16 protein-coding genes are annotated in these 20187 nt (G+C 44.3%); 9 read left to right on the top strand and 7 right to left on the bottom strand.

Annotated features, from left to right (window positions below):
• Positions 1-3: 3 nt before the first annotated feature.
• Positions 4-555 carry a SiaB family protein kinase gene (locus tag LEP1GSC058_RS06395; protein WP_016548834.1) on the top strand — a complete coding sequence of 184 codons (552 nt, stop codon included), beginning with the start codon at positions 4-6 and terminating at the stop codon, positions 553-555.
• A 27-nt stretch (positions 556-582) separates the two neighbouring features.
• On the opposite strand, the gene LEP1GSC058_RS06400 is transcribed toward LEP1GSC058_RS06395, so the two are convergent.
• The 4 genes from LEP1GSC058_RS06400 to LEP1GSC058_RS06415 form a co-directional block, all read right to left on the bottom strand.
• Entirely contained in the window at positions 583-1347 is a 765-nt protein-coding gene (locus LEP1GSC058_RS06400; RefSeq protein WP_016548779.1) for a PP2C family protein-serine/threonine phosphatase, read from the bottom strand.
• Positions 1348-1493: 146 nt separating this feature from the next.
• Positions 1494-2255 carry a glucose 1-dehydrogenase gene (locus LEP1GSC058_RS06405; RefSeq protein WP_016548764.1) on the bottom strand — a complete coding sequence of 254 codons (762 nt, stop codon included), beginning with the start codon at positions 2253-2255 and terminating at the stop codon, positions 1494-1496.
• Between the two features lie 170 nt (positions 2256-2425).
• Positions 2426-3310: a four helix bundle protein gene (locus LEP1GSC058_RS06410; RefSeq protein ID WP_016548838.1), complete on the bottom strand. Its 885-nt coding sequence runs from the start codon at positions 3308-3310 to the stop codon at positions 2426-2428.
• Complete coding sequence (locus tag LEP1GSC058_RS06415; RefSeq protein WP_016548745.1) at positions 3307-3750, bottom strand: acyl-CoA thioesterase; 444 nt, start codon at positions 3748-3750, stop codon at positions 3307-3309. Before LEP1GSC058_RS06415 ends, LEP1GSC058_RS06410 begins: the two co-directional genes overlap by 4 nt.
• 318 nt (positions 3751-4068) lie before the next feature.
• On the opposite strand from LEP1GSC058_RS06415, the gene LEP1GSC058_RS06425 reads away from it, so the two are divergent.
• The 6 genes from LEP1GSC058_RS06425 (at position 4069) to LEP1GSC058_RS06450 (ending at position 14832) form a co-directional block, all read left to right on the top strand.
• A complete protein-coding gene (locus LEP1GSC058_RS06425; protein WP_039948122.1) occupies positions 4069-5883 on the top strand; it encodes a CoA-transferase in 1815 nt (604 codons plus the stop codon).
• 71 nt (positions 5884-5954) lie between these two features.
• Positions 5955-6932 (top strand): ketoacyl-ACP synthase III, encoded by a 978-nt coding sequence (locus LEP1GSC058_RS06430; RefSeq protein WP_016548909.1) that lies wholly within the window; start codon positions 5955-5957, stop codon positions 6930-6932.
• 73 nt (positions 6933-7005) lie between these two features.
• Entirely contained in the window at positions 7006-12381 is a 5376-nt protein-coding gene (locus LEP1GSC058_RS06435) for an AAA family ATPase (protein WP_016548852.1), read from the top strand.
• A gap of 28 nt (positions 12382-12409) precedes the next feature.
• The gene (locus tag LEP1GSC058_RS06440; protein WP_016548851.1) at positions 12410-12964 is read left to right on the top strand and encodes a SiaB family protein kinase; all 555 of its coding nucleotides are present in this window, start codon (positions 12410-12412) and stop codon (positions 12962-12964) included.
• 2 nt (positions 12965-12966) lie between these two features.
• A complete protein-coding gene (locus LEP1GSC058_RS06445; protein ID WP_016548906.1) occupies positions 12967-13341 on the top strand; it encodes a DUF1987 domain-containing protein in 375 nt (124 codons plus the stop codon).
• Between the two features lie 24 nt (positions 13342-13365).
• Positions 13366-14832, top strand: coding sequence for an adenylate/guanylate cyclase domain-containing protein (locus tag LEP1GSC058_RS06450; RefSeq protein WP_016548855.1), 1467 nt, complete (start codon positions 13366-13368; stop codon positions 14830-14832).
• Positions 14833-14850: 18 nt separating this feature from the next.
• Here LEP1GSC058_RS06450 and LEP1GSC058_RS06455 read toward each other — a convergent pair whose 3' ends face one another.
• Both LEP1GSC058_RS06455 and LEP1GSC058_RS06460 read right to left on the bottom strand, forming a co-directional pair.
• Complete coding sequence (locus LEP1GSC058_RS06455) at positions 14851-15309, bottom strand: VOC family protein (protein ID WP_016548878.1); 459 nt, start codon at positions 15307-15309, stop codon at positions 14851-14853.
• Positions 15310-15478: 169 nt separating this feature from the next.
• Positions 15479-16561, bottom strand: a complete 1083-nt coding sequence (locus LEP1GSC058_RS06460) for an endonuclease/exonuclease/phosphatase family protein (RefSeq protein WP_016548742.1) — start codon at positions 16559-16561, stop codon at positions 15479-15481.
• A gap of 167 nt (positions 16562-16728) precedes the next feature.
• Here LEP1GSC058_RS06460 and LEP1GSC058_RS06465 point away from each other — a divergent pair, with 167 nt between their 5' ends.
• On the top strand, positions 16729-17748 hold the full coding sequence (locus tag LEP1GSC058_RS06465) for a hypothetical protein (RefSeq protein ID WP_016548829.1): 1020 nt from the start codon (positions 16729-16731) through the stop codon (positions 17746-17748).
• Between the two features lie 250 nt (positions 17749-17998).
• Complete coding sequence (locus LEP1GSC058_RS06470; RefSeq protein WP_016548845.1) at positions 17999-18838, top strand: amidohydrolase family protein; 840 nt, start codon at positions 17999-18001, stop codon at positions 18836-18838.
• 201 nt (positions 18839-19039) lie between these two features.
• On the opposite strand, the gene LEP1GSC058_RS06475 is transcribed toward LEP1GSC058_RS06470, so the two are convergent.
• A complete protein-coding gene (locus tag LEP1GSC058_RS06475; RefSeq protein ID WP_016548814.1) occupies positions 19040-19921 on the bottom strand; it encodes an alpha/beta hydrolase in 882 nt (293 codons plus the stop codon).
• Positions 19922-20187: the final 266 nt, after the last annotated feature.

Consider the following 20187-nt stretch of genomic DNA (forward strand, 5'->3'; position numbering starts at 1 on the left):
AATATGCAACTGTCAAAACAATATAACATTCTAAGAAAGACCGGTGTTGCTTTACTTTATAAAGGTCCTTTTTCCGAAACGACGATCGCTTCCTTAAACGAGCTGCTAAAGGAAAAGCTTATCGGGGAAAAAAAACGAAATCGGATTCTCACGGTCTTCGTTGAGATGGCTCAGAACGTCGCCCATTATTCGCTGGAAAGGGATGAAAAAAGCGGAATCGGAATTTTAGTGTTGAGAAGAAAAGCTCACAATTGGGAATTGAACTGCGGGAACTCCATCAATCCCGAAAAAATATCGTATTTAAAGGAAAGACTGGAAGAAACCAAACATTTATCCCCTGAAGAATTAAAAGAAAAATATAATATTCAAATTCGCTCGGATAGACCGCAGGATAGCAAAGGTGCAGGATTAGGATTTTATGAAATAGCCAGGAAATCGGATCTTCCGCTAGTTTTTCAATTTGAAAAAGGGGAAGACGGAGGCGTCTTTTTCAGGTTAACGGCAAGATTCCTTTTGATCGATAAGGAAGAATTCTCAAAAGGCGATGGGATTTGATTTTTCCTCTTCGAAATTACGGGTCGTTTATAAACTATCCACTCGTATCACCAGAACGGTATGATTGTCGCGGGTCATTCCGAGATTAGCTTCCTCCGAGAGAATAGAGCAGATTTCCTTTAAATCGTCATGCTCCTTGATTACTTTTTCGATCGCATCGATATTTAAAACTTCCGTGAGACCGTCCGTGCATAGCAACAAATGATCTCCTGCGGAAAGCTTTCCCGTAAAATCGAAAAGATCCGCCTGCATATCCTTCGATCCGGCGCCGATGCAACTTGTCAAAAGATTTCTACCGATTCCTGTTCCCAATTCCTCGCCTATATTATGATCGACCGTGACTTTGCTTAAGCCTTCCTTATTCATATGATACAATCGACTGTCCCCTACGTTGAAAACCCAGGATTTCTTTTTGCCTAGAAGACAACCGACTAAAGTAGTTCCCATATTCGGCTTTCCGATGGATTGACCGTAAAAGTTAACTTCGGTATTGATTTTCCGAAGTAGATTTTTCCACCCTAACGAAGGTAACTCTTCCAATGGCTGAATGGCTCTTGCCATCCAGGACAATTTCTCCAGGGCGGTCCTGCTCGCAATTTCGCCGGCTTCATGTCCGCCTAAGCCGTCAGCTAAAGCGAATAGCGCGGGAGATTCGTCGGTATTCGCGTTTCGAACATTCACCAACCCCTCATGAACTTGACCGCATATAAGTTCCCCGTTTGCAAGAAACGAGTCTTCATTATGGGATCGAAAGTTTCCCTTATCCGTGATTGCGTAATAATGAATGTTCATTTTTAGAAAATAAGAATATAGCCTTTCGGTATTCTTCCGGATTATCGCTAAGATGACTAAGATTAGCTATTCTACAAGAAAAAAGAAATATTCTTTATCTTATAAGAAAATCATTCCTTGGCGGCAATCAGACGGTCGAGCGCGCTTTATTTAGCCGTATATCCGCCATCGACAGGTAGCGCCGCACCGGTAATAAACGAAGCTTCGTTGGAACAAAGCCAGATTGCCGCCTTCGCGACTTCTTCCGGTTCGGGGAGTCTATTTGCAGGATGTAACCGAGTGATTCTGCGTTCTGCCTCTGCAGGATCGGAAGAACTTCGAAAAAGGGCTTCCAACATTTCTGTGCGAATGAAACCGGGACAAACCGCGTTGACTCGAATGTTTTGTTCCGCATATTCTAGAGCGGCGGATTTGGTTAAGCCGATAATGCCGTGCTTTGCCGCGGAATAAGGTGCGACCTTCCAATCCGCTCCCACGATTCCAGCTATCGAAGATATATTCACAATCGCACCTTTTCCTCTCTTCAATAATAAAGGAATCTCGTACTTCATGCAAAGCCAAGCCCCTTTTAAGTTTACGTTTACGACCTTATCCCAGACTTTTTCAGGATAATCGTGAAGCGGTAGAGAGAGTCCGCCGACACCCGCATTGTTTACTGCAAAGTCCAATCCTCCGTAAACGGCTTCGGCCTTATCGATGAAATCTTTTACTTGAACGTCGCTGGACACATCGCACGGAAAAAATTTTGCCTCTCCGCCAGAACGACGAACTTCATCCTCCACTTTTTTTCCTTCTTCTTCGCGCCTTCCGCAAAATAAGACTTTGGCTCCTCGAGCGGCAAATTCCAAAACAAGAGATCTTCCGATCCCTGCGTTTCCGCCGGTGACTATTGCTATTTTATTTTTCATGTTTAATTGAATGAATCGAGCAGGCCGAATTGCCTTTGCGGGTGATTTTACCGAGTTGATTGAATACCATGAGATCCGGAAAGCGTCAACTAAAAACTTTAGGAATCACATAAGCGCGGTTCGAGTCTAGGAAACTCAACTAGAAGAAGCTTTAATTGAGCGGAGAAATTTTACTTAATCTTCCTAGCTTCCCCCGAGCGAACTCTATTTAAGTATTTCTTTAAGTGCGAATTGATTTCGACTAAATCGGTTAGTTCTTTCTTAGGATCGACTAGGCCCAAATCGGAAATAAGAACCAATAAATATCGAAGTTCCTCAAGATGAACTTTCGCCTTTAAAATATTACGAATCTTCTCGGAGCGGATTCTCGCTCCCCACGCGCCGGCAATTCGGATGGGCAATAAGGATGCGACGGATCGAATATGCTCGATCAATTTTGCCTCGATTTGAGGTTTCCAAATATCGCAAAGGTTAAATAATCGTAATACAAATTCGTGAGAAAGCTTCCAAACCTCCAGTTTACGGAAACCGATCTCTCCACCGTAAGAATCGGCTGCCTTTACGATGATGCCCCCCTCCCCTACATCGGGGCTTAATCGAGCAGGCACTTTACCGGTTTCGAATTTGTCCCGAAAAGCGATCGGAATCGGAATCACTTTTCTTTGCTCGTAATTGAAGAATAAAACCCGAATTTTAACTAGAGAGACTTTCTGTCTCCGGCGATCCTTGGATAGGCGAAAATACAAATCGAAAGACTTTTCTCCCATATTATCAAGAGAAACGTCGATGACGACCCGATCCTTGAAAAGCAATTCCCCTTGATAAAGAATCACCGCATTCGCGAATATAATGCTATTCCCGTGAATATCGGTTACCGAGTAGCCGAGAAATTGAAAGAATTGGAGATGAGCCTCCATAACCAGATCCAGCACGCTTGCGAACGAAACATGCAAATCTAGACTCAGATCGATTTTACGAATCGGAATCTCCGTCGAAAAAAAATACTTTTTCGGAAATTCCACCTCAGGTCCGTTCGAAGATTTGTCGGATTTCATTCGGCGAACCTGCTTCGAAAACCTTCCGGAATTTCTAACGTCTTACGCGAAACATAGTCGTAAAATACCAAGGAGATTTTAACCGTCGCAACCTCTTCCCAATTCGGCTTCTTAGTAACTTGGAAAACGAGATCGCAGGACTTCCTACCAAGATTGGAAACCGCGATCTCGAATTTTAGAGTATCACCTGCCTTCGCCTCGGATTTATAGTCGGCTTCCAACTTCGGGATAATGATATTCGCCCCAGCAATGCTCGCCTTTGACCAAGAATAATTCTCGAGAAACGCGTCAAAAGCTTCGTTAATTAAAGGAATTAATGTCTCGTAAGTTAGATGGGAAACGAATAATCCTCCCACGACGGTTGCACTCCGTGTATCGGATCTCCGAACCGGAATTTCGATCCGGTAGGCGAAGTTTGACGGAACGGGAATTTGGGACATTCTGCTTCTCTTGGGACGGGACGTCTTTTTACCTATCGGACTTCCCATTGCGATTCTTGAAATTTTGAAAGAATCGAAAAGCTTTAGAATAGACTTGCTCCCGAATCCCAAACGATCCCTGTTCGTTAGGCGGGATCAAAATAATATTTCCTGGGATCATATTTGCAAAAGTTAGGATCATAATTGGAACAGGATTTTTCACTGGATTTCCGAACGACTTCGTATGAATTTTCCTTTTTTTCCGTCGAAATAACATAAAATCTGTTGGGAGTTTGCCGTGATCCTTCCCACGGCTAAAACTTTCTACGCGATAGTGCAATGCTTAGAGAGTCGTACCATCCAGAACCAACAAGAATTCTTCCGGACCCGGATAGCCTCGTCCGCGAGTTCATTAAGCCTGGAATGTATCTCCATTTAGCTACGACAATGTCGCGTCCAAACGCGTTAATATATTCTTTAGCCCGTAACTTCAAAGGCAAAAATCCCGAGTTCACTATCAGTGTGGCCGGAATTCACTCTAGCGCTCATGCTCTTGCACTCTCCGGGATCGTGAAAAAAATCATCACGGGATTTGCGGGCGATAATTATCCAAAACCTAGCCCGAATTCTTTATATAAGGATTTGCTGGAAGGTAAACCGTTTGAATTAGAGCTCTGGTCCCTTCTGACGATCGTGCAAAGACTTATGGCTGGCGCAATGCATCTTCCCGGTTTCATTACGAATTCCTTAATCGGTTCGGATATGATCCTAGATAAATTGGGAACGAGCGCATTTCTTTACAACAAACCTACTCAGGGAAATCCATTCGGAGAAGCCGCAAAACACCACCTAACAAGCGAAAGTCGGGGGACCCGTGAGAAAGACCTGGTTTTCATCACGCCCTTAACACCCGATATAACCCTCGTACACGGCGTGGTCGCCGACGAGGACGGAAACATTGTCCTTTGTCCTCCTGCCGGCGAAGGGGCCTGGGGTGCATTAGCCGCGACAAAAGGTGTAGTTGCAACCGTGGAGAAAATTGTGCCGAGAGGCATGATTCCTCCGGAATTAGTGAGCATTCCCGGTGGAAAGGTTCTCGGATTGGCGATGGCAAAATATGGAGCGCATCCGCAATCCTTACGCGTTCATGGACTCCCGGATGTCCCCGCATTTGAAGGAATCGAAACCTACTTGGACGATTACGAATTTCAAGTGGAAGCAAACGAGTCTGCTGCGGTTCCAAGTAAAGCGGATCGCTGGTTCAAGCAGTTCGTCGATTTGCCGGGCGGACACGACGATTATCTGGAGGAGATCGGGGATGTCAAATTACGAAGACTGAAAATGATTCCTCCTGAGCACCACTTAACGCAACCGGAAGATCCTAAAACCGTAAATGATTCCGAACAGATGATCATTCTTGCGGCGAGAGCCATCGTCGAGAGAATAAAACAAAACGGATATAAGACGATTCTAGCGGGAATCGGCGCCGCTCATATGGCTGCATGGACTGCTTCAAAATTATTAGAGAAGGAAGGAGTTCGTATTCGAATTATTACGGAACTCGGATTTTATGGCATGCGTCCCTTTCGAGGCGACGTTTTTCTTTTTAGTCAGTTACACGCGAAACAATGTTCGATGTTATCCGACACGACCAATATTCTCGGAACGGTCGTACCGGATAATTGCTTAGGAGTGATCGGGGCAGCCGAAATAGATTGGTTTGGAAATATCAATTCCGTAATGGACGGCAAAGGTAAATTCTTGGTCGGTTCCGGCGGCGCGAACGATATCGTTTCTTCCGCCGACACTATCGTGGTCGCTAAAGCCAACCGGTACCGATTCGTTAGAAAAGTTAAACATATCACTTCTCCAGGGGAAAGAGTCGTGGAAGCAGTATGCCAGTTCGGCCGTTTCAAACGACCGGCTTTTTCCAACCATCCATTCGAACTTTCGTCCTGGATTCCGCCCGCCTCCGATGACGAAATGGAGGCTTTGGAAGCGGTGCTTAGGTATACGCTTTGGCTTCCTCCGGATGAAGATCTTAATATTTCTGAAGAACCTTCCATCAATTCGGAAGAACTTACGATACTTCGCGAATTAGATCCTGAAAGAATCTATACGGAGCAGTTTATGGTTTACACGCGTTTGCCTTAATTTTGCAGCTGTGTAGCAAAAGAATGGAATTATGACTGGAAATTTATTATTCAACGGGAGAACTTAGAAGAATGGTTACTAATAAAGTCCCCTCGTCCAATGGGGTCCGTATAACCGGCTTTGGACATTATCTGCCAGAAAGAGTGGTAACCAACCAAGAAATTCAGAGCAGGCTCAAATACCCGGAAATGCATCCTGCAGAAAAAGCGGTCATAGGAGATATCGGAGTAACAAAGAGACATAGAGCCTCCGAAACAGATACTGTGATGTTCATGGCGGCTAAAGTTGCCGAAATGGCACTGAAGGATGCCGGTAAAAAGCCTGAAGACGTGGATCTGTTTATTTTAGCCAACTGGACAGACCGCTATTTTCTTCCCGATCTTGCACCGCAAGCATCGGTATTAGCGGGAACCAAAAACGCTTTAGCTTTTGACATAAGTACAGCTTGCACCGGCTTCGTTCACGGCGTTCAAATGGCATCCGCCTATTTAGGAACAGGAAAATTTAAAACAGCATTAGTAATCGGTAGTGAACGTTTTTCGATACGGACTAGAATAGGCGGCTACGGAGAATTTACTGCCGGAGATGGCGCTGCGGGAGTGTTATTGGAGTTTACGGGAGAAAAAGAATTCGGAATTATTGATTCCTTTTTGAAAGACGATGGGGATCTTTCCGGCATTATTATTACGGGTCCGCCTCCACAAAGCTACGTGAAAAGTTTTCCGGAATTGGTCACGAAGGCAGCGGACTTGACCCTTTCAACGATGGATGATCTCCTACAACGAAACGGTTTGACGCCGGAGGATATCGACTGGGTCATCCCCCATCCGGGTACGGACGTCGTGGTGCAAAGTGTTCTTAAGAGAACTAAGTTTCCTAAGGAAAAAATTCTTATGAATTTTGACCGAGTCGGTAATACTTCAGCCGCGTCTATACCGATCGTTCTTTCAGAATTTTATCATAAAGGTACCTTCAAAAAAGGTGATCTTTTTTTAACTCCCGCGGTGGGCGGTGGTTTCTATTGGGGAGGGCTTCTTTTCCGACTTTAAGGGATTAGGGGAGAAGCAAATCATAGGGAATGGATTCCCTATGATAAGATAAAAGAAAGGTGAAGTTGAATAAATGATCGTTACTGGATTCGAACTACGAGAAAGACTTAACGCTGAATCCGCTTCGGAGGTGTACAAGGCGGTACGCAAAGAAGACGGAAAATCAATCATCATAAAATATCTCCCGGTGCTCGACGAACTGCACCCTTCCATCGTCAATCTACGAAACGAGTATGAAATTTTGGGCCTTCTCGACTCGGGAAAATTCGTAAAAGCGATAAAATTCGAAAAGCTCCAAGACGGATATGCGCTTTTCATGGATTATATACCGGGGGGTTCTCTAAAGCAGTACATAACCAAGAAGCCGCTCGCGCTTACCGAATTTTTTCCGATCGCAATCCAGCTCGCCGAAAGATTGGGCGAGATTCATGCCAAAAAAGTAATACATAAAGATCTTAAGCCGGAAAATATCATTTATAATCAAGAGGCTAAGGAAATTCGGATCATCGATTTCGGGATATCGACTCGATTGAATAAAGAGGAGACGTCTTGGTCTTCTCCTAATATTTTAGAAGGTTCGATTCATTATGTTTCTCCGGAACAAACCGGAAGAATGAATCGTTCAATGGATTATAGGAGCGATTTTTATTCTTTAGGCGTTTCTTTTTACGAAATGCTGACCGGAAAACTTCCGTTCGAAGGCGAGGATCTGTTACAATTAGTCCACTCTCATTTGCCTAAAAACCCGGTTCCGCCTAAACAGATTCGAACTGAAATCCCTACCGTCATTTCCAATATCGTAATGAAGCTTCTGGCAAAAACCGCCGAAGATCGTTATCAAACAGCTAGAGGCTTGCAAGCGGACCTGGAGAAAGTGTATTCTCTTTGGAAGGAAAACGCCGAAATACCCGATTTCCCTCTGGCTCAAAACGATTACTCTCAGGAATTCAAAGTTCCCCAAAAACTATACGGACGAGGAGAATACATAACCACTCTTCTCAATGAGTTTAAGGATGTTGCGGCGAACGGACGGACAAGAATGGTCCTTATCGGCGGCTATTCGGGCGTAGGAAAGTCCTCTTTGGTTCGAGAAATTAACAAACCGTTAACCGAATCAAAAGGGTATTTCGTTTCGGGAAAATTCGATCAGTACAATAGGAATCTCCCGTTTTCCGCCGTCATCCAAGTCTTTTCGAGCTTAGTCGAATTGATTTTAACCGAACCTCCTGAAAAAATCGAATCTTGGAAATCCAAGATTCGTAAATCGCTCGGAGCAAACGGAAAAGTAATAACGGACGTAATTCCCGAACTGGAGATAATCATCGGCAAACAGGAACCGATTCCGGAATTGGGACCCCAAGAAAATGCAAACCGTTTCTATGTAGTATTTCAAAATTTCATCAAAGTCTTTGCCGGATCGGAACACCCGCTTGCGATTTTCCTCGACGATATGCAATGGGCGGATACCGCTTCTCTGGAATTATTGAAAAACCTAATGGAAGACGTAACGGTAAATTACCTTTTCCTAATGTTAGCGTATAGAGACAACGAAGTTGACGACTCCCATCCTTTTCGAGTCCTAATTGACGCGTTGGATAAGGAGGGATTAGAGCCGCACAAGATCGTTTTACATCCGCTCCTTGTCTCGGACGTGAACGAACTGCTCTCGGATAGCTTACGCACACCGCGAGAGCAAACGAAAGAATTTGCGGAAATACTGCATGCTAAGACCGGCGGAAATCCGTTCTTTATCGGCGAACTCTTAAAGCAATTATCCAAGGAGGATGCAGTTTATTTCGACCTCCGATCCGGAAATACCGGCGAGGCTCGTTGGAAATGGGATCTCCCCAAAATTAAGAATACGAAAATATCCGATAACGTCGTCGAACTTTTGATCAACAGGATCCGGAAGTTGTCTCCCGTTGTTCAAGAAACTCTTAAAATGGCATCCTGTATCGGAAGTAATTTCGACTTATCGTTATTATCTAGAATTTTAGGTGGAAGCTTCAAGGAAACTCTAGCTTCTCTACAGGAATGTATAAATGAAGAGTTGATCGTTCCGATCGGGGAAAATTATCGAGTTGCCGAATCCTTTCAAGAAACGGCAGTCAATAAGGATAAAAACGAGCAGACTGCAAAAACCGTATTGTTCCGCTTCCAACATGACCGAGTGCAGCAGGCGGCGTACGAAATCATCGACGAGGAAAAGAAAAAGGAAATCCGCCTTAAAATTGGAAGATTCCTCTTGGAAGGCATCGAAGGAAAGCAGCTTGAAGATGCGATCTTTGATATCGTAAATCACCTCAATACTGGTTCTTCTCTTATCATTGATCCCGTTGAGAAAAAAAGATTAGCCGAACTTAATTTACTGGCCGGAAAAAAAGCAAAAAACTCGACCGCATACAAACCGGCATCCGTCTATATCGCAAAAGGCAGGGATCTCCTGTTTACCCTCCCTGAAGGAACACAAGGAGACGATAAACTTTGGGCGACTTACTATGACCTCTGTTATTCAATTCACAAAGAACTTGCGGAGACTCAGTATCTTACCGGTAACTTCGAGGATTCTCAGAAGACGATCGACCTGCTGCTCAAGCACGGCAAGACAGCGGTGGAAAAAGCGGAAACTTATAATCTTTTGATCATACAGTATTCTGCTCTGGGAAAATACGATCTGGCTCTCCCGACGATTATCAAAGCCCTGAAACCTCTGGGGGTCGATATTCCCGAAAAGGATTTTGATAAGGTTCTAACCGAAGAAATCGAAATCGCGAATAAAGCCTTGGAAGGAAAAACGATCGAGTCCTTATTGGAACTGCCGCTTATTCAACAACCCGAACAAATCATGGCAGTAAATTTACTCATCGGCGCCATTCCGACAGCGTATAATTTTGCCTTAGCATTGTTTCCAGTTATCTGTCTGAAAATGGTTAACCTTTTTCTAAAATACGGAAACCTTTCCGACCCTTACGGATATTCGGCCTACGGGATCGTTCTATCCTCGGGATTCCAGCAATATAGGAAAGGTTTTGAATTTGCCGAACTTGCCGTCAAGGTTAGCGAGAAGCATAAGAACCCGAGCGGAACTACGAAAGCGGCGAATATTTTAGCCAATTATACGACTCCTTTCGTAAAACACCTGAAAATTTCGGAAGAGATTAATCAAAAAGGCATTCAATCCAGTCTAGAGTCCGGAGAATTTTTGCATGGCGGATACTGCGCGATGAACGACGCAGTCAATGTGGTTTTGCAGTCCAAGAATATAGAATTAGCTAAAACTAAAGTAGACGCATTGCTCAAATTTTCCCGAAAGGTAAAAAATAACTTAGCTATCGATACGGTCCTAGGCGCCGCGCTTATCGTTTCCAATTTAAGAGGTAAAACGGCATCTCACCTGGAATTTTCCACCGAGGAGATGAACGAAGAGGAATTTTTAGAACTTTGTAATGCTCATCAAAGCCCGTTCCCGGTTTGCCTCTTTAAAATCATGAAATCCAAACTTCTGATGGCATACGGAGAATTTGCCGCAGCGTTAAAGGAACTCGACGAAGCGGAAGGGCTATTAGCATACATTTCGGGACAAATTTCGGTGGAAGAGCACGCGTATCTTCATGCTCTAGCGATGGCCGCAAATTATAAAGTTTCTTCCCAAGAACAAAAAGCGAAGTTTATGGAACGAATTAAAAAGAATTTGGCGAAGTTAAAGCTTCTCTCCGAAAGCGCACCCGAAAACTTCGAACATAAATATTTATTGGTGGAAGCGGAACTTTCTCGTTTGGAATATAAGAACTGGAAAGCCGCGAAAACGTACGAACTCGCGATTCAGTTGGCAAGTAGAAACGATTTTTCAAACGATGAAGCGCTTGCTTGCGAGTTCGCCGGGAGATTCTGGCTGGCAAAAGGCAGCGTTAAAATCTCTTCACAATACGTTAGCGACGCGTATCACCGATATGGAAAATGGGGAGCGATCAAAAAGCAGGAACTCCTTCGCGCGAAGCATCCCGAATTCCTTCGTGAGAAAAGTCGAGATACCTTCCGTACCACCTATACGATCGGCACGATGGGAACTCATACTGCCGCTGCAACGGAAGTTTACACCGGTCAGACCTTGGATTTCCAATCCATTCTCAAGAGTTCGACCGCCATTTCCGGCGAAATCAAACTTGAAGCCTTGTTGGATAAGCTAATGCAAATCTCCATAGAAAACGTGGGCGCGCAAAAAGGGATATTGATTCTTCGTAGAGACGGGAAGTTATCCGTCGAAGCCGAAGGAAGTATCTGGGACAATGAAGTCCGAGTTCTACAAGGCATACCGATTCAGGAAAGCAGAAATATTCCGATCAGCGTCATCTACTATGTGGAACGAACGAAAGAGGATTTGGTCCTAAAAAATGCGCATGGAGACGAAAAGTTCAACAAGGATCCGTATATTAGGGAACAGAAAACAAAGTCCGTCTTATGTTCTCCGATCATTAAACAGGGAGAATTAATCGGAATACTGTATTTGGAAAATAATCTTTCGGAAGCGGCTTTTACGTCGGACCGGCTACAGACGATTTCAATCCTCTCTTCTCAAGCGGCAATTTCCATCGATAATGCCCTACTCTATGCCAATTTGGAAGAAAAAGTCGCCGAGCGGACCAAAGAGTTAGCGAAAGCGAACGACGATTTAGCTTTAAAAAACCAGCATATTACCGATAGTATTACGTATTCTTTAAATATCCAGCAGGCGATTCTCCCGGCGCCCGAGGTGCTAAGCAAATCTCTGCCGGAGTATTTCGTTCTTTTCCGTCCTAAAGACATCGTTTCGGGAGATTTCTATTGGTTTTCCAAACAGGAAGATTCTATCTTCATTGCTGCCGTGGATTGCACGGGACACGGCGTTCCCGGGGCTCTCATGTCCATGATCGGAAATACCCTTTTAAACCAAATTATCAACGAGGCGGGGATATCCGATCCGGGAACGACTTTAGAATATCTGCATAGAAGCGTCCGACAAGCCCTTAAACAGGACACCGAACAAACCAATTCACGAGATGGGATGGATATATGTCTGTTGAAGATCGATAAAAACAATTTATACTTTGCCGGAGCAAAACGTCCTATTTTTATTGGAAAAGCGGGAATCCTGTCTGAAATTAAGGGAGATAGAGCTTCCATCGGCGGCAGGCAAAAAGAAGAAACGCGAAAATTTACAACACACTCCATTCCTTTGGAATCAGGGGTTCGTACGAGTGTTTATTTGACTACGGACGGCTTTCTGGATCAACCGAACCCGGACCGTCAAAAAATAGGGACAAAAGGATTCGTTAATTTTCTCGAAGGTATAGAACACCTCTCTTGCGAAGAACAAAAGGAAAGGCTAGAGTCCTTCCTGTTGGCGCACCAAGACAGCGAGGCGCAGCGGGACGACATAACACTGATCGGAGTAGTCCTGGATGGACAATAGGAGAAGTTTCTGAAAAAGGAAGATGCTAATGATGGACAATGAAGTCATAAATTTATTCAAAAGCTATAAGGATGCCAGCGAGTACAACCTGCTCGTGTCGTTCAAAGGCAGGCTGTCACAGGAGGTGCTCACGGAACTTGGTTCCATGATTCGGACCTCCTTGAGTTCCGAATCCAAGATTAAAAAAATCTTCGCAGTATTTATCGAACTCGCGCAGAATATGCTACATTATTCTGCGGAGCGCCAAGTGAACGAAGAGATGAAGGAAGCAGGTGTCGGGATTCTCATTGTGAGGGAAAATTCGGTTGGCTATCATGTTGGATCGGGAAATCTGGTCCAGAACGAGAAGCTCGAGTTCCTCTCGGAAAGGATCCAAAAGATCAACTCCATGAACAAGGATGAACTGAAGTCCTTTTACCAGCAACAGCTCAGGTCGGAAAGACCCGAGGATAGTAAGGGAGCCGGGGTTGGATTAATAGATATTGCGCGGAAGTCAGACGGACCCCTTGTTTTCCATTTCGACTCGGTGGACAACAAAAACTCTTTCTTTACTATCTCCGCATTCTTTACGAAGGAAAACTAAGAATGGAATCCTTACATATACAACAAACTAAAACTTCACCGGAAGTTATTCTAGACTCAACGAAAGGCGTTGCCGAGATCATAGGCGAATCTTACCCGGAAAACGCGATGGCCTTTTATAAGCCGGTTTTCGAATGGTTGACCGCGATGCAAGTAGCAGGAAAGCACATCCAATTTAGATTTCAGATGGATTATTTCAATACTAGCTCTTCGAAAGTGATCATGGACATTCTTGATAACCTTCAAAAATTTCATGAGAAGGGCGGAAAAGTCGAAGTGGAATGGCTATACAAAGAAGACGATGAGGATATGCAAGAGACCGGTGAAGAATTTTCTTCCGATCTTAGCCTTTCGTTCCGGATGAAGTCTTACAAATAGAGTCCCGGGCGGAACAATCCGGTAATGGAAAAAAACGACTCGCAAAAGGAAGTCAATACTTTCTTCGAACATGAGTATCAACTTCTGTCCGATGCTCAATCTTTCCTGAGTAATTCTTCCAGCAAAGAACAGGCAAAGGATAAGCTTCGAGCGCTCTCAAATTCGTACGAATCTCTGCTCAAACAATCTTCTAAGATTATGAGAATAGGAGATTCAACTCAGCATCGGTTGCTTAAAACTCAAGAAGAACTTACGAGTTCCAACTTAATGTTGGAAGCCGCCTATATGGACTTAAAGTTGGTCACCGAGGTCGGTAGAATCATCACTTCTTCACTCGAACCCAAAGTCATCATTCAATCGGTGTATGAAAACACCAAATCGATGGTTCCAATGGATATCCTCGCATTCGGAATTTACGAAGAGGATAGGCACGCAATCAAGTATAAGTTTTGCGTAATCGACGGAAGGTACACGCCCGCTCCTTCGGTCGACTCCCTTGATGAAGATAACCCCTCTTCATTTTGCTTTAAGGAAGGCTCCGAATTAATAACGCCGGATATCGATGAGGATTACCCTCAATATGTCGACGAAATCCGTAAACATTTCGGCGAAAATACCAGATCGGCGGTTTATCTCCCGCTAAAGGTCGAGGAACGGTTCATAGGAATACTTACCGTTCATAGTTATACGAAGAGCGCCTTCGCTTCGAACCAATTGAATATTCTTAGAACCCTGGCCAACTATGTTGCAATCGGCGTGGATAACGCGGACGCTTATCGCGCTCTTTCCAAACGAAACAGGGAATTGAAGGAATCGCTGGAGAAGATCGAAGTCTTGAATAGAGGCATCGAAGAAGAAAGGCAAAAGTCCGAAAATCTCCTACTCAATATCCTACCTCGCAGTATCGCGGATCGTTTAAAAAGAGGAGAAGGGGTTATAGCCGATTATTTCTCTTCCTCGACCGTGTTATTTGCGGACATCGTAGGGTTTTCGAAACTTACTACTAAAATCTCGACACCAACAAGACTGGTCGAGATTCTGAATCGAATCTTTACCGAATTCGACGTAATCGCGGATAAATACCAGCTCGAGAAAATTAAGACGATCGGCGACTGTTATATGATGGCGGGAGGTATCCCGGTTCCGGACGAAGACCATGCCAACAAAACGGCGGAAGCCGCTTTAGAGATGTTGGAACGATTGGAAAAACTGAAACCCGATTTGGAGTATGAATTCAATGTGCGTATCGGACTTCATACGGGCGAGGTCGTTGCAGGCGTGATCGGTAAAAACAAATTCGTATACGATCTTTGGGGAGATTCGGTGAATACCGCTTCGAGAATGGAATCGCACGGATCTACCGGCAGAATCCATGTCTCCGAATCCGTTTATCTGACTTTAAAGGATAAATATGATTTCGAAGACAGAGGGACCATCGAAGTGAAGGGAAAAGGCGCGATGCATACCTATTTTCTTTTAGGTAAGAAATAGGTCGAATCGTCCATTAAATTAACTTAATGCTGTAATTACGTCCGCCGGGGCTTGAACGAGTTCGATCAAAACCCCCTCCGCACAAAGGGGAAATTCTTCGTTTCCTTTCGGATGAATAAAAGTCACATCGTGACCGCCCGCTCCCTTTCGAATTCCACCGGGTGTAAAACGAACTCCCTGCGAAGTTAGCCATTCCACCGCCTTATGAATATCGTCCACCCAAAGCCCGATATGATTCAATTTCGGATCGTGAACTTTAGGACTTTTTGAAGGATCAACGGGTTCCATAATGTCCACTTCGACAGCATACGGACCTTTCCCCATTCTTAGAATATCTTCGTTTACATTTTCTTTTTCGCTACGATATGTTCCGGTGTTTTCCAGGCCGAGGATATCCACCCAGAAGTTCCTTAACTTATCCTTACTATCTCCACCGACGGCTACTTGCTGGATTCCGAGAATCTTAAACGGTCTCATAATAAACCTTTCTGTGTTTTTTCCTAATTTTCTTCTTAGAAATAGAATGGCAAATCATTTGAGGTACAGGTAAACGTTCGCACCTGCGGATAAAAATCAGTCTCGTGTTCCCGAAAAAATACGAAAATCGGCAAACTAAACTCACAAAACTACGTTCAATAGAATCCGATTATTCGATAAATCGAAAGACGGCTTCCAACGGAAAATGATCGCTAGCTTCGGCTGCATCTCCCGATCGAATCACGGAATAGAAAATCTTAACCAATCCTTTGGAAAAGAAAATATAGTCGATCGTTCTATCCGGTTTCGCAATCAAGGGATCGTTCGGATAGTAAGTGAAGAACTTTTCCCTATCGGGTCCGTTCAATTCTTCAACCGTTGCCGCAGGCGACCATCTATCAAAAAGAGGTTTTATCTCTTCGTCGTCGCTGTAATAGAACGCTCCATTCGGATGCAAAGAGGAACGCTTGAATTCCGGAGGAAGAAGATTAAAATCCCCCGCTAAAATCCAATCGGCCTTCTCTTCATCCAATCTGGATAGCAATCCTGCGAGAAAGTTTACTTGCTTTTGCATCGTGTCCGTTCCCATCGAAAACGCATCCAAATGGGTATTCAATGCCACGAATCGCCCGCCTCCCGCGATGGGTAGATCCACTTGTAAAACGGCTCTTTTTAATCGAAACTGATTACTAATCGGATCAAGCTCAGTGAGCGGTAGTTGATGGCGAAGTGCGGCGCCGATTTTGTACTTACTCAGAGTTACGAGTTTCATTCCGACGGATCCGAGAATTTTCGGATGTGGAACGAATCCCGCCTTCCAATAAAATGTTTCCGCGCGACAAGGATACAAATCGGAGAGCAATGGAAGGAGCCGTTCAGACTGATTTTCTCCATGAGTTCTTCGTGCTCCGTCATCTACTTCTTGAAGCAAAATAATATCCGGACTTTTTTCTAGAATTACGTTCGCTACTTTTTTAAGCGTAGATTGAATCTCCTCCGATGTCGGCGCGGTATCCGGTCCGGATTCATCCGGCACATCATACCAAAAGACCTTCTCCTTTCCCGCAAAATACTGGACATTCCAAGAAAATATCTTTAATTCTTTCGCCTTTTGCAACGTAGGCGGATTCGATTCGCAAATGACTTCCGCCTCCTCCACGGCTTTAGGATGGAATGTTGAAAAATAAACCACGATCAGCAACAAGGCGAATGCGATGAGCGCCGTGTATAAAGCATTTTTCAGGATTTTCAAGATCCCTCCTTGGGGCACAACATGAAGCGCCTATTCCTTTCGGTGAGGCATCCTTTCTAAATATCTAGCGGGTTTCGTCCACAATTTTCGAAACGGATTTTCACCTTCGCAGGCAGCCGTAAAGACTTTCCCTTTTTCGGGGGATTCGAGAGAATGGAACCGATCTCATGTACAAACTCACGATATCATCTTTTTTCTTAGTTTTAAGCCTATTTACCGCAACACTTTCGGCGGAAGAAGTTGAGCTACAGGTCACGTTAAAAAACGGTACGACAGGCGGCGTTGGATCCGCAGAGAAAATCAAACTATTCGCGCTGGAAAGACAGATGATTCCTCTATCCATCGGAGATATCGGTCCCGTTACGGGAAGTTTCCGCCTACCGAAAGTGGAGGCTCCGGATGGTCTGCCCATACTTTTGCAGGTAACATACGGAGGAGTGAATTATAATAAAATTGTTCCGCCGGTTCCGGTAATGAGAACGCAACCGCAGGAAGTCACAGTCTTCGAAAAGACCCAAGATCGCTCCCTGATCAAAGCAAAATCGCTGCTACAGATCACTAGATCGAAAGACTCGCTGATTATATTTAAGGTTTTCATACTACAGAATAATACGATTCCTCCACGAAGTTTCCAAAACGAATCGGACCCCATAGAAATCTTCACTCCTGCGGAAGCTTCCGACGTCTCCGCGCAACTTACGCAGGGAGCCGGTATGGGAATCCCGTTGCAGCTAAGACCCGGAAAGCAAGGTCTAGCGTTGGATCGTCCGATCCTTCCCGGTTCCTCTCAATTATATATTTCCTATTCCATTCCGGCAAACAATCTTGCGCCAGCCACATTCAAGGATAAGCTTCTATTCGAAAAAAATGATGGAGAACGGGTAGTGTTCGCAAAGCCGAAGGATATGGAGTTATCGTTCGGGGGAGCAAGGAACGTAAAGAAATTAGAAGCGGACGTACCCGAGGACGTAAAAGCTTATTCGATTTCATATTCCGCGCCACAACATGAAATAACGATTTCCGTCAAAGGAGGTCAAGCTGTGGAGACTTCCTTGGCCGACCAGGAAAGGGTTATCGAGAACGGTAAATTTTTCGTTTCAACGGAAAAGACGGCTTTAGGAGTGGTGGCGATATTAGGCCTCTTATTCACTCTCTCTTTCCTGTTTGTCTACCGCAAATTTGCATAGACGATCAAATAGAACGAATCCACTCTAGTTTGTGGGGATTGCAAACTATACATTTTAATGAACTAAAAAACGATTCTTCGTTAAACGACATGAAGTTTCCCAAAACCTGATTTTCCAATTCGATCATTTTTTCCGAAATACCTCCATTTCTTCCGGGAATTTTGCGATTTCGAAGATACATTTAGTTTGACATAAAACTAAATGTATCTATCATTCCGGTATGGAGGCGGACAATCAGTTCGATTAAACCATGAAAGAAAATCAATATAGAGGCCACATCATCGATGCATGGGCTCAACCGGCCTTGGTTTCAATGTATCAAAAACTGCCGGAAGTCGCAGCCCTATTCAAGCGCTCCGGTTCGGGGGGCTATGCCCGAAAAAATCTTTCGCCAAAAGACACCGTCGAACTCCTAGATGAAGCCGGAGTAGAGAAAGTACTATTACGGGCATGGTGTCGCCCAGGCCAGTGGGTTTGCACGAACGATCAAATTTATGAATACACGAATCGATTTCCCGACCGCTTTGTCGGAATCGCCGCCGTGGATCTGGCAAAACCGGTGGAAGCCGTCAAAGAATTGAGGCGCGCAATCAAAGACTTAGGTTTTAAAGGACTATTTGTTCTTCCGTGGCTTTGGCAACTCCCGCCCAATCATAAATTATACTATCCCCTTTATGTGGAATGTATAGAATTAGGAATTCCTTATTGTACGCAAGTTGGACAAACCGGTCCGCTGATGCCTTCCGAAACGGGAAGGCCTGTCCCGTATTTGGACGAGGTCGCCTTAACCTTCCCTACGTTGAAGATCGTAGGCGGTCATCTGGGTTTTCCCTGGACTGACGAGATGATCGGACTATGCATGAAACACGAGAACGTTTACATAGACACGTCCGCATACTTACCTTCTTATTATCCGAAACAATTGCTGGATTATATGAAAACATCCGGAAGAAGTAAGGTTTTATTCGGTACGAATTTTCCTCATCTAGAATTCAAAAAATGCGTAAATCAAGCGGCCGATTTGGATTTACCGGAGGCGTCCCTAAAGAGATTTTTTTATGCGAATGCTAAGAGAGTCTTTCAAATCTAAGAAAAAGGAAAGTTATTTTTTTAAGGAGAAATCAACGTCGATTAGTTGGATAAGTAATTTGGTTCGGTTTTCATCGTAGTCGGTACGAATTGCCATGCGCTCCGTGAAGCTTTCGGTAACGGTACCTCGGAACTTCATCTGACTTTCTTTTTGGTTATAGGTCGCTTTTGGGCCGATTTTTTTTTCGAAATTATGCCGGTCTTAATTTTTTTTTTGACCGGCCTTTTCGGGAACCAGTGAATCCAAAAATTCTTTAATGTCTTTTAACACCGTTTCCTTATCAGGGGAAAGCTCGTTCATTATCTCATGATAAAAGCCCGGATACGTTTTAATTCTCTTATTCTTATAGACTAAATGATTGTAAAACTCGAGACTTCCCGCCGGATCAGCGATCCTATCTCCGAGACCGTGTAAAATCAGAATCGGAGTCCTCAGGATGGCAGCTTTTTTATTGGCGATTGCGCCTTGCTGAAAGAGCTCATGTCCCATTGAAAAAGATATCTTTCCGTGAACAAGCGGATCCGCCGCGTAAGCGCTTACCACTTCCGGATCATGGCTAAGCAGGTTGATATCTAAATTTGCGTCTAGGGTGGTAGCGGGAGATAATTTGCGTAAAAAACCCGCTGCCGCAATTTGGAATTTCTGGAACGCATTAGCGGGAATCTTTAATGCAGGAGCCGAAGCTACGACTGCATGCAGATAATCCTGATTAATCCCTTCCAATGCGTAGCGAATTACGACGACTCCACCCATGGAATGACCCAAAAGTAAAATCTTATCCTTCTTTTCTCTACGGCGAACTTCCTGGACAAAATCGGCCAAATCATCCACGAATAATTCGAAGCTGTCAGCGTGACCCCTCTTGCCGTCCGATTTGCCGTGGCCTCGCATATCTAAACCGTAAAAACTTACGTCGCTATCTTTGAAATAATTTATTAGATTGCCGTATCTTCCGCTATGCTCCCCAAATCCATGGTTAAACACAAGTACCCTATTTGCATCGGGTTTAATCCAAGCCTGACAATAAAGTTTGGTATTGTCTCGGGAAGATTGGATATAGAATTCCTTATGTTGGTAGGCCATGTGTGAAGACTCCGAAGAAGGGGCGATTCCGATCGAAGCTATCGATACTTTAACAAAGGGTCAAGCCTTTATTGATAATAACAACGGTAACAAAGCCGATCGAATAGATTATCTAAAAATTAGATAAACAAAATCGGTGAAAGCGGTTCTAATTTCGAAGGATAGAGGATCATTCAGGTATGTCGCCTTCCCCCCTTCCGGTCGAAAGTATTCGTTGACGATTCGGATTCTCCATGTTACAGAGTTCAAGCTTGTAAACTTTACCA

This window comes from Leptospira fainei serovar Hurstbridge str. BUT 6 (genome assembly GCF_000306235.2).
GTDB classification, from domain to species: domain Bacteria; phylum Spirochaetota; class Leptospiria; order Leptospirales; family Leptospiraceae; genus Leptospira_B; species Leptospira_B fainei.

Coding starts and splice junctions, on each gene's coding strand:
- LEP1GSC058_RS06450 (WP_016548855.1), top strand. CDS start 13,366: ATGGAAAAAAACGACTCGCAAAAGGAAGTCAATACTTTCTTCGAACAT.
- LEP1GSC058_RS06455 (WP_016548878.1), bottom strand. CDS start 15,309: ATGAGACCGTTTAAGATTCTCGGAATCCAGCAAGTAGCCGTCGGTGGA.
- LEP1GSC058_RS06435 (WP_016548852.1), top strand. CDS start 7,006: ATGATCGTTACTGGATTCGAACTACGAGAAAGACTTAACGCTGAATCC.
- LEP1GSC058_RS06465 (WP_016548829.1), top strand. CDS start 16,729: ATGTACAAACTCACGATATCATCTTTTTTCTTAGTTTTAAGCCTATTT.
- LEP1GSC058_RS06475 (WP_016548814.1), bottom strand. CDS start 19,921: ATGGCCTACCAACATAAGGAATTCTATATCCAATCTTCCCGAGACAAT.
- LEP1GSC058_RS06430 (WP_016548909.1), top strand. CDS start 5,955: ATGGTTACTAATAAAGTCCCCTCGTCCAATGGGGTCCGTATAACCGGC.
- LEP1GSC058_RS06405 (WP_016548764.1), bottom strand. CDS start 2,255: ATGAAAAATAAAATAGCAATAGTCACCGGCGGAAACGCAGGGATCGGA.
- LEP1GSC058_RS06415 (WP_016548745.1), bottom strand. CDS start 3,750: ATGTCCCAAATTCCCGTTCCGTCAAACTTCGCCTACCGGATCGAAATT.
- LEP1GSC058_RS06395 (WP_016548834.1), top strand. CDS start 4: ATGCAACTGTCAAAACAATATAACATTCTAAGAAAGACCGGTGTTGCT.
- LEP1GSC058_RS06440 (WP_016548851.1), top strand. CDS start 12,410: ATGATGGACAATGAAGTCATAAATTTATTCAAAAGCTATAAGGATGCC.
- LEP1GSC058_RS06425 (WP_039948122.1), top strand. CDS start 4,069: ATGCTTAGAGAGTCGTACCATCCAGAACCAACAAGAATTCTTCCGGAC.
- LEP1GSC058_RS06410 (WP_016548838.1), bottom strand. CDS start 3,310: ATGAAATCCGACAAATCTTCGAACGGACCTGAGGTGGAATTTCCGAAA.
- LEP1GSC058_RS06445 (WP_016548906.1), top strand. CDS start 12,967: ATGGAATCCTTACATATACAACAAACTAAAACTTCACCGGAAGTTATT.
- LEP1GSC058_RS06470 (WP_016548845.1), top strand. CDS start 17,999: ATGAAAGAAAATCAATATAGAGGCCACATCATCGATGCATGGGCTCAA.
- LEP1GSC058_RS06400 (WP_016548779.1), bottom strand. CDS start 1,347: ATGAACATTCATTATTACGCAATCACGGATAAGGGAAACTTTCGATCC.